The 14,811-nt window shown below is 71.2% G+C and carries 14 protein-coding genes and 1 pseudogene; 8 read left to right on the top strand and 7 right to left on the bottom strand.

Translation table 11 applies throughout. From position 1 onward, the window contains the following. Nucleotides 1–195: 195 nt before the first annotated feature. Nucleotides 196–1,692, bottom strand: a complete 1,497-nt coding sequence (locus ACFV6X_RS03010) for a DUF3152 domain-containing protein (protein WP_385376725.1) — start codon at nt 1,690–1,692, stop codon at nt 196–198. 8 nt (nt 1,693–1,700) lie between these two features. Next, nucleotides 1,701–2,780 carry an alpha/beta fold hydrolase gene (locus tag ACFV6X_RS03015; protein WP_385376729.1) on the bottom strand — a complete coding sequence of 360 codons (1,080 nt, stop codon included), beginning with the start codon at nt 2,778–2,780 and terminating at the stop codon, nt 1,701–1,703. Nucleotides 2,781–3,056: 276 nt separating this feature from the next. On the opposite strand from ACFV6X_RS03015, the gene ACFV6X_RS03020 reads away from it, so the two are divergent. From ACFV6X_RS03020 to ACFV6X_RS03035, 4 genes are all read left to right on the top strand, one after another. Continuing rightward, nucleotides 3,057–3,281 (top strand): hypothetical protein, encoded by a 225-nt coding sequence (locus tag ACFV6X_RS03020; protein WP_385376732.1) that lies wholly within the window; start codon nt 3,057–3,059, stop codon nt 3,279–3,281. Nucleotides 3,282–3,477: 196 nt separating this feature from the next. Beyond that, nucleotides 3,478–4,125 (top strand): TetR/AcrR family transcriptional regulator, encoded by a 648-nt coding sequence (locus ACFV6X_RS03025; RefSeq protein WP_385376735.1) that lies wholly within the window; start codon nt 3,478–3,480, stop codon nt 4,123–4,125. 139 nt (nt 4,126–4,264) lie between these two features. Next, a complete protein-coding gene (locus ACFV6X_RS03030; RefSeq protein ID WP_073940165.1) occupies nt 4,265–4,492 on the top strand; it encodes a DUF3107 domain-containing protein in 228 nt (75 codons plus the stop codon). Nucleotides 4,493–4,712: 220 nt separating this feature from the next. Continuing rightward, on the top strand, nt 4,713–4,982 hold the full coding sequence (locus ACFV6X_RS03035; protein ID WP_385376738.1) for a hypothetical protein: 270 nt from the start codon (nt 4,713–4,715) through the stop codon (nt 4,980–4,982). 113 nt (nt 4,983–5,095) lie between these two features. On the opposite strand, the gene ACFV6X_RS03040 is transcribed toward ACFV6X_RS03035, so the two are convergent. Beyond that, nucleotides 5,096–5,863, bottom strand: coding sequence for a ferritin-like fold-containing protein (locus ACFV6X_RS03040; protein WP_385376895.1), 768 nt, complete (start codon nt 5,861–5,863; stop codon nt 5,096–5,098). Nucleotides 5,864–6,377: 514 nt separating this feature from the next. Here ACFV6X_RS03040 and ACFV6X_RS03045 point away from each other — a divergent pair. Together ACFV6X_RS03045 and ACFV6X_RS03050 are read left to right on the top strand one after the other, a co-directional pair. After that, the gene (locus ACFV6X_RS03045) at nt 6,378–8,747 is read left to right on the top strand and encodes a DEAD/DEAH box helicase (protein ID WP_385376898.1); all 2,370 of its coding nucleotides are present in this window, start codon (nt 6,378–6,380) and stop codon (nt 8,745–8,747) included. 118 nt (nt 8,748–8,865) lie between these two features. Further along, the gene (locus tag ACFV6X_RS03050) at nt 8,866–9,741 is read left to right on the top strand and encodes an alpha/beta fold hydrolase (protein ID WP_385376740.1); all 876 of its coding nucleotides are present in this window, start codon (nt 8,866–8,868) and stop codon (nt 9,739–9,741) included. A gap of 40 nt (nt 9,742–9,781) precedes the next feature. On the opposite strand, the gene ACFV6X_RS03055 is transcribed toward ACFV6X_RS03050, so the two are convergent. Beyond that, nucleotides 9,782–10,678 (bottom strand): NYN domain-containing protein, encoded by an 897-nt coding sequence (locus ACFV6X_RS03055; protein WP_385376901.1) that lies wholly within the window; start codon nt 10,676–10,678, stop codon nt 9,782–9,784. A gap of 223 nt (nt 10,679–10,901) precedes the next feature. Between ACFV6X_RS03055 and ACFV6X_RS03060 the strand changes: the two genes are divergently transcribed. Continuing rightward, nucleotides 10,902–11,054 (top strand): hypothetical protein, encoded by a 153-nt coding sequence (locus ACFV6X_RS03060; RefSeq protein WP_094057445.1) that lies wholly within the window; start codon nt 10,902–10,904, stop codon nt 11,052–11,054. 73 nt (nt 11,055–11,127) lie between these two features. On the opposite strand, the pseudogene ACFV6X_RS03065 reads toward ACFV6X_RS03060, so the two are convergent. From ACFV6X_RS03065 to ACFV6X_RS03075, 3 genes and pseudogenes are all read right to left on the bottom strand, one after another. Next, a pseudogene (locus ACFV6X_RS03065) lies at nt 11,128–11,732 on the bottom strand (MarC family protein). 57 nt (nt 11,733–11,789) lie between these two features. Further along, nucleotides 11,790–12,647, bottom strand: a complete 858-nt coding sequence (locus ACFV6X_RS03070) for a PHP domain-containing protein (protein WP_385376744.1) — start codon at nt 12,645–12,647, stop codon at nt 11,790–11,792. Between the two features lie 147 nt (nt 12,648–12,794). After that, complete coding sequence (locus ACFV6X_RS03075; RefSeq protein WP_365452377.1) at nt 12,795–13,436, bottom strand: DUF6758 family protein; 642 nt, start codon at nt 13,434–13,436, stop codon at nt 12,795–12,797. Nucleotides 13,437–13,599: 163 nt separating this feature from the next. Between ACFV6X_RS03075 and ACFV6X_RS03080 the strand changes: the two genes are divergently transcribed. Next, entirely contained in the window at nt 13,600–14,811 is a 1,212-nt protein-coding gene (locus tag ACFV6X_RS03080; RefSeq protein ID WP_385376747.1) for an MFS transporter, read from the top strand.

The following is a 14,811-nucleotide window of genomic DNA, read 5'->3' on the forward strand; positions in this document are numbered from 1 at the left end:
TTTTTTCTGTCGGGCTCCGTCGCCCCGGGCGCCTCACGGTTACACCTTCTCTCGCGCCCGCGGGGGGGGGCGGCCGGGGGTGGGCCCCCCCCCCCCACCAAAAGGGGTGAACGCCCGTAACTTTCCCGTGCGGATCGCGTTTCGTCGCGCTAGGAGATCGCCTGCGTACGGATCGTCATAACGTAGAAAGTGGGATCAACTCTCCGGGAACGGCCAGGGGTTGGCCTTGCACCGGATCCCGTCGTGCTCCAGGAACTTCGTCTGCTGCTGCATGACGGGCGCCAGTTCGCCGGTCTTGTCGCAGGTGACGTGGGCGTAGCCGAGGCGGTGGCCGATCTCGTGGTTGATCAGCATCTGCCGGTAGGGATAGATCTTGTCGCCGTACGTCTCCGAACCCTGCGCCCAGCGATAGGCGTTGATCATCACGCGCTCGGTGGCGGCGGAGTCGCAGGACACATTGTCGACCGTCGTGTCCAGGCCCGATCTGCCGCACCAGTCCGCGGTGGTGCCGGGGCTGGCTAGCGTGATCACGAAGTCGGGCTTCCCGGAGTGGATCCGTTCGAAGGTACGGCCGCCGTTGTGCGCCCAGCTCCGGTCGTCGTTCAGCGTCTTCTGCACGGCCTGCGCGAAGAGCTCGCCGTCGAGGCCGAGGCCCTGCTCCACGTCGACGCGGTAGGTGTACTTCTGCCCCGCGCCCGGCGCCTTGTCGACGCCCTCGATCGCGTCGAACTTCCCCGAGCCGTCGAGCTTCGCGCTCAGCGGGTACGTACGGCCCATCTTCTGCTCGTACGTCAGCGGCGCCGCGCTCGGCGGACCGGACGGCGTCGGCCGCCCGTCCCCCCGCGACGCGGGGTCCCGGACGTCCCTGGCACGGTCGGCGGCGGACTGCGACTCCACGGCATTGTCGTCGCCCTGGCCGGTGACCTGCCCGGCGACGACCACGGCGAGCACGGTGGTCACGGCGGCGGCCGCGATACCGGCGAAGGTGCGACCCTTGCCGCCCCTGGAGGGCGCGGGTTCGCCGGTCGGGGGCGCCTCGTCGTCGACGTCGGGTTCCGCGTCCCAGCTGGTGACGGAGCCGTACGGATCCGACAGGTGCCCGGTGGTGGCCGTCGTCGGCGCCGGGTGACGGCGTACGAAGACGTCGTCCCGCTCCTCGAAGGCGTCGACGTAGTCCTGCCGCGGGCCGGGGGGCGCCTGCCGCTGGCGGGGGAACACCGGAGCCCCGGTGCCCGCTACCGTGCGCCCCCTCAACTCACCCCATCCGCCCCCGCCTTCACGCTGCTCGGGATGACCGCCCCGCACCTGGGGGGTGCCGTCCGCAGGACGCGGGACGCCGTGCGCGGGAGTGCCGTCCGGCATACGGGGAAAGCCGTGCGCACGCGTCCCGTCGGGCAGACGCGGGACCCCGCGCGCGGGAGTGCCGTCGGCAATGCGCGGCATTCCCTGAGCAGGAGTCCCGTCGGCAAGGCGCGGCACCCCCTGCGCGGGAGTGCCGTCCTGGAACCTCGGCACCCCGCGCGCGGGGGTGCCGTCGGTGAAACGAGGCACCCCTCTCGGCGGCGTCTCCTCGGCGAGCCCCTGCGACCCCGCACCACGCTGACCCGCGGAAGGCCCGGGCGCGCGCCGGCGTGGCACCTTGTCCGTGGCCTCACCCTTGGGTGCCGGACCACGACGACTGTGGCGTCCCACCTCGCCCCTCAGCTCCCCGCGCTCGCGGAATCGGCCCCACCCTCGCGGGCCCCGTCGCCGGAGCCACGCCCGGCCGCAGCGGCACCACCGGAGGCAGCACCACCGGAGGCAACATACTCAGTCGCTCTCACCTTGGTCTCCGCCTCCGCCATCAGTTCACAAAACGCCTTCGCCACGGTCTCCGGGTACTCCATCATGGCCACATGTCCGGCGCTCGGAAGCGTCAGGAGCCGTGCGCCACGGAACGTACGAGCGGCCCTCTGCGCCATCCGGAAGCCTACGAGCTGGTCGCGTCCACCGTAGACGAGCAGCGTGGGGGCGAGGACCCGCTCGGCCTGGCGCCACAGTCCGTGCTGGCCGCCCAGCGTGTACGCGTTGACGATCCCACGCGCGGAGCGCGCCATCGCGTCCCAGAAGTACGGCAGTTGCAGCCGCCGGTCCATCTCCTCCACCGCGTTGCGGAAGCCCTCGGGCGACACCCGGTCGGGGTCGCCGTAGCAGAGCGTCAGGACGCCCCTGACCCGCTGCTCGGCCGTCCAGCCGGTGGTGAACCGGGTGAACAGCCGGACCACTCCGGGCAGCGCCAGCAGGGCCGTGGGCACGGCGGTGCGCTGGATGCGCAGCTCCGGCAGCGCCGGTGACACGAGCGTCAGTGTCCGGACCAGGTCGGGACGGACAGCGGCGACGCGGGTGGTGACCGCGCCGCCGAGGGAGTTGCCGAACAGGTGCACGGGACCGCGTCCGGAGGAGTCCAGATAGCGAATGACCGCACGCGCGTGCCCGGTGACCGAGTAGTCCCCGTCGTCCGGCGGCGGCGAGTCGCCGAAGCCCGGCAGGTCGACGGCCTCGCAGTCGGCGTCCGCGTCGAGCAGCTCCATCATCGCCGACCAGTTCTGCGAGGAACCCCCGAGGCCGTGGACGAACAGCGCGGCGGGCAGTCCCTCGCGCGCGGGGGGCCTCGAACGCACCGTGAGCGTGATGCCGGGCAACCGGACCGACTTGAGCCGCTCGCCCTCCGCGACCCGGACGGGCGCCACCTTCGGGAGCACGTTGGTGGTCGGCACGAACGGCAACTCGGTCGAAGACATGCGGCAATGTTACGAGGTGATCACGCACTGGTTCATGTGTTCGCCGACACGGACACGGGAGATCACCGTCACAGCCATGGGATACGACGGCCCCGCCCACGGAAGGTCCACAGATGCGCGGACCCACGGCTGCGCGCCGTCGCCGGATGCGCAGCGCGTGACGATCCGATCGCGGATCGCATAGCGTCCGGATCGGGTGTCTCCTACCCTCGTAATGAGGGCACCCGCGTGTGGCCCCTGCATCTCTCAGGGACGTTCGTAGGAAGGGAGCCCGCCATGGCCGTTGATCCCACCGATCCCGAGACCTTCGAGGACGAGGAGACCGAGGAAGCGCAGGAGTTCGACGTCGAGGCCCCCGTCGCCGACGCCGCCGAACAGCACGCGGACCTCGCGCCGGACCGCGACGACCCGCTGACCGACGTGAAGCCGGACCAGGCCAGCGAGGGCGACCTCGCGGAGCAGGCCCGCGTCGTGAGTCTGGACGAGGACGACTATCGGTGACGGTTGACGAGACCGGCACCGTCACGCGGGAAAGAGGCCCTTTTTTGCCCGCTCCGGACACGTTCAAAACGGTCTGTGTGACTTTCGTGGCCGTCCGGTCCGTGAAATTCTGCGCTCGCACCGCGCACAGCACGGTTACCGAAAAGTACGATGGCCGCGCGGCGCACACCGCATGTGGACGACATTGGGAGGCGGCGTGACAGCCATCGAGCAAACTGAGGCGGCGCGCCCGCGGGGTACGCGCCTGCCGCGCCGTGCCCGTCGGAACCAGCTCCTGGGCGCGGCCCAGGAAGTCTTCGTGGCGCAGGGCTACCACGCGGCCGCCATGGACGACATCGCCGAGCGTGCCGGCGTCAGCAAGCCGGTGCTCTACCAGCACTTCCCGGGCAAGCTCGACCTCTACCTCGCCCTGCTGGACCAGCACTGCGAGTCCTTGATCCAGTCGGTACGCAACGCGCTCGCGTCGACCACCGACAACAAGCAGCGCGTCCGGGCCACGATGGACGCGTACTTCGCGTACGTCGAGGACGACGGCGGCGCCTTCAGGCTGGTCTTCGAGTCGGACCTGACCAACGAGCCCGCGGTGCGCGAGCGCGTCGACAAGGTCACGAACGAGTGCGCCGAGGCGATCTGTGACGTGATCGCCGAGGACACCGGCCTCTCGCGCGCGGAGTCGATGCTGCTGGCCTCCGGGCTCGGCGGCCTCGCCCAGGTGGTGGCCCGCTCCTGGCTGCACAGCGACCGCAGCGTGCCGCGCGACCAGGCGGTGCAGCTGCTGGCCTCGCTGGCCTGGCGGGGCATCGCGGGCTTCCCGCTGCACGGCAACGAGCAGCAGCACCACTGACGCCTGCGCGTTTGTTCCCGTCGGGTGTTCGCTCCTGGCGTTCCCGCGTGGAGCGTGCGCGTCCCCTCACCGGGCTAATGTGTGCTGGGTACGGCGCGGAGGCCCGCGCACTTCACTGACCGTTCGGAGGGACATAGCCGTGGAGGTCAAGATCGGCGTTCAGCACGCGCCGCGCGAGATCGTGCTGGAGAGCGGTCAGAGTGCCGAGGAGGTGGAGCGCGTGGTGGCCGAGGCGCTGGCCGGCAAGTCACAGCTGCTCAGCCTCGTGGACGAGCACGGCCGCAAGGTCCTGGTCCCGGCCGACCGTCTCGCGTACGTCGAGCTCGGTGAGCCGGCGCCGCGCAAGGTGGGCTTCGGCGCGCTGTAGGCGGACGCCGCGGACAGCAGCAGACGGGAGGGCTCGGAGGCTTGCACAAGCCTCCGAGCCCTCCCCGTTTCGGCTTCTCCTTTGACCGTTTGCGACCCGTCCCGCACGGATTCACAGACGGAGCACACCTCCCGCACAGAGGAGGATTGCATTCCGCAGGTCAGGGGTAAGACGGGCTACGACCGTTTCGGGCAGACCGGCCATGTGGGAGGACCCTGACATGCTCCTGGAAGCACTCAGCTCCGCGATCCTCGGCCTGGCTCTGTCATGGGCCTACGCCGCTCGCCTGCCACACCGCCTCCCGGCCCGTCACCTGGTCCTGTCGACCGGTGTCGCCGGGGCCCTCTTCGGCGCCTTTCTCACGCACAGCGCGCTGGAGACCGGCGGCGTCCTGCTGGTGCTCCTCGGCGCGGCGATCGTCTCCGTCGCGTCCCTCTCCCTGTTGCTGCGCCCGGCGGGAAGACTCCGCCGACGATCGGCGACGGCCTGAGCCGCCGCCGCGGAAGCCGCCGTCCGTAGGGGCCCGCCCGGCGGTCCTGCCGGGAAGGGCATGGTCCTCGCGGTCAGGACCTGCCGGGCCCGGACCCCACCCGTCGACGACAGCTACGCGGCCAGCCCCAGAGCGGCCATCCGCTTGGTGTGCGCCTCGGTGATCCGGGAGAACATCCTGCCGACCTCGGCGAGGTCGAAGCCGTCGGCGACGCCGCCCACCAGCATCGTGGACAGGGCGTCGCGCTCGGCCACCACCCGCTGGGACTGGGACAGGGCCTCACCCATCAGCCGTCGCGCCCACAGCGCGAGCCGCCCGCCCACGCGCGGGTCGGCGTCGATCGCCGCACGCACCCGGTCGACTGCGAATCCGGCGTGACCGGTGTCGTCCAGCACGGCGAGCACCAGGGAGCGGGTGTCGGCGTCCAGCCGTGCGGCCACCTCGCGGTAGAAGTCGCTGGCGATGGAGTCGCCGACATAGGCCTTGACGAGCCCCTCCAGCCAGTCCGAGGGCGCCGTCTGCCGGTGGAAGCCGTCGAGCGCGGCCACGAACGGCTCCATCGCGGCGGTCGGCTCCTCACCGATCTCGGTGAGCCGGCCGCGCAGCCGCTCGAAGTGGTGGAACTCCGCCGACGCCATCTTCGCCAGCTCCGCCTTGTCCTCCAGCGTCGGTGCCAGCTTGGCGTCCTCCGCGAGCCGCTCGAAGGCCGCGAGCTCCCCGTACGCGAGCGCCCCGAGCAGGTCCACGACCGCGGCCCGGTACTGCGGGTCGGCGGAGGCGGTCGCCCAGTCCTGGGCGGCGACCCCGGTGTGTGCGGCGGCGTCGGCGTCGGGGGTCGCGGCGGCGTGCTCAGGCTTGTCAGAGGTCGTCATGAAGCGCACAATAGCCCGCTCGCCCCGGGGCGGAAGTCCCTGGTCAATCAGTGTGACCACGGCGACGCGAATGACCATGTACGCGAGTGTGACGATGACTACGTGACCGAATCGGCCATCGCATGTGCGCGATTCCGGGGTATGGTGGTAATGCGCCTGCTGGTACGACGACGTCTTCGCCGTAGCTCGACAGGCCGCACGTATGAGGATGCCCGGTCGGAGGCCCGATCGGCTCCGACCCGACAGCCCTCCCTGACCGTACGGCACTGTGCGTACGACGATCGGAGGGACCCCTCAGCGGTACGAACGCTGGAGCGTTGGCAGAGGTCCCGTGTCCTACGGCGCGCCCCTACGGCCGTCGACGTCCCCGGCACGGTCCGACACGACCCCCGCGCTCGCCTCGTACCGCGCACACAGAAGAGGCAGCACCCTGACTACGACGTTCCGAGAGCTCGGGATCCTCCCCGAGACCGCCGAGGCCCTGGAGGCCGTCGGCATCGTCACCCCGTTCCCCATCCAGGAGATGACCCTCCCCGTCGCCCTTTCCGGCACGGACGTCATCGGCCAGGCCAAGACCGGCACCGGCAAGACGCTGGGCTTCGGCCTTCCACTCCTCGAGCGTGTCACCGTCCCCGCCGACGTCGAGGCCGGGCGCGCCAAGCCCGAGGCACTCACCGACGCCCCGCAGGCCCTCGTCGTCGTCCCGACGCGCGAGCTGTGCACGCAGGTCACCAACGACCTGCTGACCGCCGGCAAGGTGCGGAACGTGCGCGTCTGCGCGATCTACGGCGGCCGGGCCTACGAGCCTCAGGTGGAGGCCCTGAAGAAGGGCGTCGACGTGATCGTCGGCACCCCGGGCCGCCTGCTGGACCTGGCGGGCCAGAAGAAGCTCGACCTCGGCCACATCAAGAGCCTGGTCCTCGACGAGGCCGACGAGATGCTCGACCTGGGCTTCCTGCCCGACGTCGAGAAGATCATCAACATGCTTCCGGTGCGCCGCCAGACGATGCTGTTCTCGGCGACCATGCCGGGCGCGGTCATCGGCCTGGCCCGCCGTTACATGTCGCAGCCCACGCACATCCGCGCCACCGCGCCGGACGACGAGGGCGTGACGGTCGCGAACATCTCGCAGCACGTCTACCGCGCGCACAACATGGACAAGCCCGAGATGGTCGCGCGCATACTGCAGGCCGAGGGCCGTGGTCTGGCCATGGTCTTCTGCCGTACCAAGCGCACCGCGGCCGACCTGGCCGACCAGCTCAAGCAGCGCGGGTTCGCCTCCGGCTCGGTCCACGGCGACCTCGGCCAGGGCGCCCGCGAGCAGGCGCTGCGCGCCTTCCGCAACGGCAAGGTGGACGTCCTCGTCTGCACCGACGTCGCCGCCCGCGGCATCGACGTCGAAGGCGTGACGCACGTCATCAACTACCAGACGCCGGACGACGAGAAGACGTACCTGCACCGCATCGGCCGTACGGGCCGCGCGGGTGCTTCGGGTACGGCGATCACGCTGGTCGACTGGGACGACATCCCGCGCTGGCAGCTGATCAACAAGGCGCTGGAGCTGAAGTTCAACGACCCGGTGGAGACGTACTCCACGTCTCCGCACCTGTTCGCCGAGCTGAGCATCCCCGAGGGCACCAAGGGCGTCCTGCCGCGCTCGGAGCGCACGCGCGCCGGGCTCGACGCGGAGGAGCTGGAGGACCTGGGCGAGCCGGGAGGCCGCGGGGCGCGCGGTCGCGGTGGCCGGGGCGGCCGCGAGGAGTCCCGCCCCGCACCCGACCGCGAGCGTTCCGACCGCACGCCGAGGCGCCGCCGGCGGACGCGCGGTGGTACGCCGCTGGACGCGACGCAGACGCCGGAGCCCACGACCGCCGAGGCGACCACGGAGGAGGCCGCCGAGCCGCGCACCCTGCGCCGTCGGCGCCGCACCCGTGCGGGCGCCTCGCAGGCCACGGCCCCGGCAGTGGTCGAGTCCCCCGTGACCGAGGCCGCCGAAACCGCGGTGACGACGGCCGAGGGCACCGCCACCGTGGACACCGTGGACAGTGCGGAGGGCCCGGCGAAGCCGCGCCGCCGCCGTACCCGCAAGTCGGCCGAGGCGCAGTCCGCTCACGCCGTCGAGACCGTGGCCGCCGTCACGCCTGTCGAGGCCCCGAAGGCCGCCGAGGCAGCGGTCGACACGGCCGAGGGCACCGAGGCCGGGCCGAAGCGCACCCGCACCCGCAAGGCGGCAGCCGCCGCACCCGAGGCGGTCGCCGAGAGCGCCGGGGCCAAGCCCACCCGCACCCGTACCAGCAGGACGGCGGCCGCCGCGGCCGAGACGGTGGTCGACACCGCCGAGGGCGCCGAGGCCAAGCCCAAGCGGACCCGCACCCGCAAGGCCGCGGAGCCTGTCCAGGCCACCGACGCCCCCGAGGTCACCGTGCCCGCCCAGGCCGGCGAGGCGGCGGTGACGGCGGAGGCCAAGCCGAAGGCGCGCCGCACCCGCAAGGCCACGGCCGCCGCCGAGGCAGCGGTCGACACGGCCGAGGGCGCGGAGGTCAAGCCCAGGCGCACCCGCAAGGCGATCGCCACCACGGAGGGCGCCGAGGCCAAGCCGAAGCGCACCCGCAAGACGGCAGCCGCCGTGGCCGAGGCCGCGGTGGACACCGGCGAGGACGCCGAGGCCAAGCCGAAGCGCACCCGCAAGACCGCGGCCGCCAAGGCCGAGGCCGCGGTGGACACCGCCGAGAGCGCCGAGGCCAAGCCCAAGCGCACCCGGACGCGCAAGGCAGCCGTACCCGCCCCGGAGGCGACCGCCGAGATCCCGGCGCAGGCCACGCAGGAGCCGGAGGCCGAACCGCGCCGCCGCACCCGCAAGGCCACGGCCGCCGCGGAGCCCGCGGACAGCTGATCACGGCAACCTGACGGCCCGGTCCCCCTTCTCGTGGGACCGGGCCGTCGGCGTTCCGGCACAACTGTGCCCATCTCGCCGCCCCTCCCCGTACACCCCCACCCGCTACCCTCACCCCGTGACCACGCCCGCCGCCCACACCCCACCCCCCGGCGCCCGCGCCTACCCCCTGCCCACCGCACGCGGTGACTTCGCGGTGGTGGACGTACCGGTCGCCCCCGGCGTCGCGCCGCGCGGCACGGCCCTGCTGATTCCCGGATTCACCGGCAGCAAGGAGGACTTCCGCCTGATGCAGGGGCCGCTCGCGGCGCGTGGATACCGTACGGTGGCCGTGGACGGCCGGGGACAGTTCGAGTCGGACGGGCCCGAGCACGACGAAACCGTCTATGCCCAGCCGGAGTTGGCACGTGACGTCCTCGCGCAGGCCGAGTCCCTGGGCGCTCCCCTGCACCTCCTCGGACACTCCCTGGGCGGCCAGATCACCCGCGCCGCGGTTCTGCTCGACCACTCCCCCTTCGCCTCACTCACCCTCATGTCGTCGGGCCCGGCGCAGATCTCGGTCTCCCAGCAGCAACGCGTGAAGCTGCTGCGGGACGCGCTCGCCGTGATGACGATGGCCGAGGTCTGGGAGGTGATCCAGTCGATGGGCGCCCCCGAGGAGGTCGGCGGTCCGGCTCGGGGCATCGGCGGTCCCGAACTGCTGCGTCGCCGCTGGTTGGGCAACAAGCCCGCACAACTCATCGCCACCGGACGCCAGTTGTCCACCGAGCCGGATCGCGTCGCCGAACTCGCCGCAGTGCCGCTGCCGTTCCACGTCCTGTCGGGCGTGCGGGACGACACCTGGCCGCTGCCGCTCCTGGACGACATGGCCGTACGGCTGCGCGCGCACCGCACGGTCGTCGAGGACGCCGAACACTCGCCGAACGCGGAGCAGCCGCTCCCGACGGCCCGTGCGATCGCCGACTTCTGGGACATGACCCACACGACGGACTAGCCATCACCGACTTCCGGTGCACGACCCGTGCCGCCGCCCGTCAGTACTGCGTCCGCAGATGCTCCCAGAACCCGTCCCGCAGCGCCCGCCGCAGATCCGCCTGTCCCCGCAGCGAGTACTGCAGCAGCCCCTCGGCCTCGACCAGCAGATCCTGGTCCACCGACCCGGGCAGATACGGATGCCCCGGCAGCAGCTCCACCAGCGACTCCCGCCCCCGTGCCGCCAGCCACTTCGCCGCGATCTGCGCCCCGACGAAGCGGACGGCCTCGCGGGCGGGCCGCACGGCCGTGGTGGGCTCGTAGGCGGCGGCCGTGCGCCGGGAGACGTACGGCTTGAAGAAGTCGAGGTCGAGGGTGCGCTGGCTGTCGACCTCCCACAGCAGCGGCTCGGCCTGGTTACGGCCCTCGGGTGCCTCGATGCCCCACAGGTGCACCCGCGCCCCGTACCCCTGCGCCGCCTCGACCGCCGAGACCAGGTCCTCGTCGCCGCCGAGCAGGGCCGCGTCGCTGATGGCGCGGTGCCGGGCGAGGGACTCCAGGTCGGTGCGGATCAGTGAGTCGACGCCTTTCTGCTGGTTGTTGGCGTTGAGGTTGCCGAGGCGGACCTTCACGTCGGGCAGCTCGGCGATGGACTGCTGCTCGGTGGTGTGGATGCGGCGGCGGGCGCCGTCGTACCAGTAGACCCGCAGCAGTCGGCTGTCCGCGAAGATCTGGCGGGCCTTGTCGATGAGCGCCTCGATCAGGCCCTCGGCGTCCAGGTCGAAGGCGCGCCGGTCCTCGGTCCCGGACACCAACCGGCCCGCGGCCGCGTAGAGATATCCCGCGTCGACGAAGATGGCGTGGGTCGAGGGTGTCTTCGCCACCTCGGCGAGCATGCGCTGAAGCAGCTCGTTCGTGCGGTCGATGCGGGCGGACAGGGCCGCGAGGTCGTCGTTCATCGCCTCCATTGTCCCGTTGGTCACGCTGCGAACACAACTGGTCCCGGTTAGTCTCAGGAGAGCTGCTTACCGTTCAGTATTTAGACGTTCGAAAAATTTCCTTAGCGTAGGGAATGTTTGTAACCCACACTCCGTTGCATACGTATGGAGCCGGAGACACCCCGCCTCTCGCGCCATCACCAGTAGTTCTCCTCAGGAGGATGACCAGACGAAGGGAGAAGCCATGCGCTTCGAAATCATGCGACTCGACGACGTGGACGGCACGCCCGTGGACACGACCGTCGTGGACGCCGCCTCCGTCAACCGGATCGTTCAGCAGGCCGCCGCCATCGGGCAGCGACTCTGGATCCGCCCGGCCGAGACCACGGCCTCATAACAGCGGATCCCCACTCGAAGCTTCAGGACCCCGTACGGACACGCCGTACGGGGTCCTGGTGTGTCCGCGGGGCTCAGCTCCCCCGGATCACCTGGGTCACCCCGTTGATGATCTGCTGCACGGCGATCGCGGACAGCATCATGCCCGCGAGGCGGGTCACCAGCACCACACCGCCGTCCTTGATGACCCGGATGATCAGCAGCGAGTACCGCATGACCAGCCACAGCACGACATGGATGGCGAGGATCGCGGCCCACACGGACACCTGGGGGCCGATGCCGTCCGCCTTCTGCACGGCGAGGATGACCGACACGATCGCGCCGGGCCCGGCCAGCAGCGGCATGCCGAGCGGTACGAGGGCGACGTTGACGTCCTTCGTCTGCTGGGGCTCGTCGGTCTTGCCGGTGAGCAGGTCGAGCGCGATCAACAGGAGCAGCAGCCCGCCGGCGATCATCAGGGCCGGCACGGAGACATGCAGGTAGTCGAGGATCTGATGCCCCAGCACCCCGAACACGGTGATCACGCCACCGGCGACGCAGACGGCCTGGAAGGCCATCCGCCGCTGCACCTTGGCGGGCCGCCCCGCGGTCAGGGCGAGGAAGATCGGGGTGATCCCGGGGGATCCATGATGACGAAGAGGGTGAGGAAGAGCGAGCCGAAGACAGCGAGGTCGAACATGAGAGAGCTACAGGCCTTGCGATGGGGTGACGGCGGTGAGCGTGCGGGAGGTGCGCCTCAGGCTCCGCCGGTGCCCGGCACCGGGAACGCGCCCGTCGCCCGCCGGGTGATCTCCCCGTACACCTCGGGGTCGGTCGCGTACTCGCCGAGCGCGACCGTCTTGCGGCTGCCGTGGTAGTCGCTGGACCCCGTGACCAGCAGCCCGAGCTCCTTGGCCAGGCCACGCAGCCGTGCCCGGGTGTCCGGGTCGTGGTCCATGTGGTCGACCTCGATGCCGTCCAGCCCGACGGCGGCCAGCTCGGCGATCACCGACTCCGGCACCGTACGCCCGCGCTTGGCGGCGCCCGGATGCGCAAACACGGCGACTCCGCCGGCGCCCTTGATCAGCCGGATCGCCTCGAACGGATCGGTCTCGTGCTTCCCCACGTAGGCCCGCCCGCCGTCGGCCAGCCAGTCCTGCGTGAAGGCGTCGCCCACACTCGGTACGACACCCAGCTCGACCAGCGCGGTCGCCACATGCGGGCGCCCCACGGACCCTTCGCCGGCGATCCGCGCGACCTGCTCCCAGGTGACCGGCACGCCCAGCTCGTTCAGCTTGGCGATCATGCCCTTTGCCCGCGGCACCCGGTCGTCGCGCACCAGCTCACGCTCCGCGAGCAGCGCGGGCTCCTCGGCGTCGAAGAGATAGGCCAGCATGTGCATGCCGATGCCGTCGGTGCGGCAGGACAGCTCGGCTCCGGTGACCAGCGTGAGCCCCTCGGGCAGCGCCTCGATCGCCTCGGCGTGTCCCCGGGTCGTGTCGTGATCGGTCAGCCCGACGACGTCCAGCCCGGCAGCGGCGGCATTGCGCACCAGCTCAGCAGGGGTGTCCGTGCCATCGGACGCGGTGGAGTGGGTGTGCAGGTCTATTCGCACGACACGGACTCCAGGCGGTCACTGAACGGAAAGGGACACCCAAGGATAGCGGGTCGTTCCGCGCCCCCCTGTCACACCTGCAACCGGGGTGCACCCCCTACAAACGCACTGGGCTCGCACCGCGAGGGGGCGCGGGGGAACGGCCCGCTACGGGTGCAGCAAGCGCGGCGACAACGCTCCGCACGGCACCAGCTCGACCTCCGCGCCCGCGTCCCGGACGTCCGTCAGCACCAGCTCGTCGTACATCAGCAGCCCGGACTGCTCCGGCCACACCACGGCCCACAGCCACAGCCCCCGGGCCTCCCCCGCGAACACCGCCCGGTCGTCCGGCGCCCCGGTGACGTGCCACAGCGGGGTGGGCCGGCCCGCGGCCAGCACCTTCGCCTGGGGCGGCTTCTCGACGTTCATGTACGGCCCTGGGTCCGGGCCGTCGATCCCCGCGTACCGCGCACCGAGACCGACGCCGAGCTCCTCGGCGACCAGGACGAGTTCACCGATGCCGCCGAGCGGCCCGGGCCCCGAGCACGCCACCGCGGTGGCACGACCACCGCTGCGATCGTCACCGGCACAGATCACGCCCGTGAACAGCCAGCCGACCGGCAGGGGCCACGGCATCCACACCGGCACCTGCGTGCGAGCCACCACGACACCGAGGGCCTCGACGCTGGGCGGGATCACGGGCTGCAGCGGATGCACCGTGCCGTGCACATCGCACTGCCAGGTATCGGCGAAGAGTCCGGGAGCCCTGACCCGGCCACCACACTTCGGGCAACTGGGTTCGCCCCTCATAGGGCTCCACGGTCCTACCCCTTCTGCGCCACGTCAAGGACGATCACCCGTCCGGGCGGAAGCGGCACCGCGAACCATTAGGTGTAGCTTGCATTAATTAGCAACACTAATTTATTGTGTGTAAACATCAACCATTCCCACCGTCAGCAGGGGAGCCCCAGGCATGCACAGCAGCACGGGAGTCCTACGTCAGCCGAAGGCGGTCTGGGCCACCGCCGGCGCCTCGGTCGTCGCCTTCATGGGCATCGGGCTGGTCGACCCGATCCTGCCGTCGATCGCCAAGGGCCTGGACGCCACCACCAGCCAGGTCTCGCTGCTCTTCACCTCCTACTTCCTGATCACCGCGATCGCGATGCTGCTCACCGGCTTCGTCTCCAGCCGTATCGGCGGCCGCAAGACGCTGCTGCTCGGCCTCGCCCTCGTCGTGGTCTTCGCCGGCCTGTCCGGCACCTCCGGCTCGGTCGGCGAACTCGTCGGGTTCCGGGCCGGCTGGGGACTGGGCAACGCGCTGTTCGTCTCGACGGCCCTCGCGGTCATCGTCGGCGCGGCGGCGGGCGGCAGCGCCGCGGCGATCCTGCTGTACGAGTCCGCGCTCGGCCTCGGCATGGCGTGCGGGCCGCTGCTGGGCGCGCTGCTCGGCGACGCCAGCTGGCGCTACCCGTTCTTCGGCACCGCGTTCCTGATGGCGGTGGGCTTCCTGTGCATCACGGTGCTCCTGAAGGAGCAGCCGAAGCCGGCCCGCCGGACCTCGCTGCTGGACCCGCTCAAGGCGCTCGGCCACGGCGGGCTCGCCTCGGCGGCGATATCGGCGTTCTTCTACAACTACACGTTCTTCACCGTGCTGGCCTTCACGCCGTTCGTGCTGAACATGAGCCCGTACCGGTCGGGCGCGGTGTTCTTCGCCTGGGGTGTGCTGCTCGCCGTCTTCTCGGTACTCGTCGCCCCGCGGATGCAGGCGCGGTTCGGCTCGCTGAAGGTGCTCGGCGGCTCACTGCTGCTGCTCGCGGTCGACGTCCTCGTCCTCGGCTACGGCGACCACACCACGGCCGTCGTCTGCACGATCCTGTCCGGCGCCTTCATCGGCGTGAACAACACCGTCTACACCGAGCTGGCGCTCGGGGTGTCGGACGCGCCACGCCCGGTGGCGAGCGCGGGCTACAACTTCGTGCGGTGGTTCGCGGCGGCGGCCGCGCCGTTCCTCGCGCCGAAGATCGAGGAGTGGAGCGACGTGCACGTCCCCTTCGTGGTGGCGGCGGTCACCGCGGTGCTGGGCGCGGCCGTGGTCGCCGTGCGACGCCGGGCGCTGACGGCGAAGGCGCAGGAGCTGGAGGTGCGGCACGCCACCGAGGACGGTGTGGGCGTCTTCGCCAACTGA

This window comes from Streptomyces sp. NPDC059861, from assembly GCF_042731435.1.
GTDB lineage: Bacteria > Actinomycetota > Actinomycetes > Streptomycetales > Streptomycetaceae > Streptomyces.